Source organism: Desulfotomaculum copahuensis (genome assembly GCF_001655685.1).
Taxonomy (GTDB): domain Bacteria; phylum Bacillota; class Desulfotomaculia; order Desulfotomaculales; family Desulfovirgulaceae; genus Desulfotomaculum_G; species Desulfotomaculum_G copahuensis.
Genome location: NZ_LYVF01000035.1, coordinates 1 through 556 on the forward strand (window position 1 = coordinate 1; position 556 = coordinate 556).

The following is a 556-nucleotide window of genomic DNA, read 5'->3' on the forward strand; positions in this document are numbered from 1 at the left end:
CTATAGATGAGAAAATTAGCTTACATAAATTACCATAATAAACTTACATGAAAAAATTTAATAAAAAATAGAGACAAATGCTCACTTCTATGGTATTAATATGTTGTTGCACTATAACAATATTAACCGTAGGAGTGGAGCAAATGTCTCATAATAAAAGAATAACAGAAAATTCATCAATAATCCAGTACTTAATGAAATTAAATTTTGCATTATATTTTACTAAACCTGTTATTCGCCATATTGTAGAATTTATAATTGCTGCCACTCAAAAGGGTTATAGTGGTACTGTTACTGATATAGTTAATTTAAGCTTTGCTAATTGCCATAGAACTACCTTTGGCAAATTCTTAAGTCAAGGTGTTTGGAATATAGAGTATGCATGGAGAGCTATAAGGCGGGAAGTTATTCGCATTATACTTGAATTATCACAAACTTGCAAAAAGCCGATATTTGTGATTTTTGATGATACTATTGCTGAAAAAACTAAGCCTTCGTCACAGGCTAAACATTCTATCCAGGCAACAGGATTTCATCAATCACATTTAAAAGGAAA

At 30.2% G+C, this 556-nt stretch carries 1 pseudogene; it reads left to right on the forward strand.

Annotated features, from left to right (window positions below):
- Positions 1–143: 143 nt before the first annotated feature.
- Positions 144–556: pseudogene (locus tag A6M21_RS17725) on the forward strand (IS701 family transposase); the annotation flags it as partial.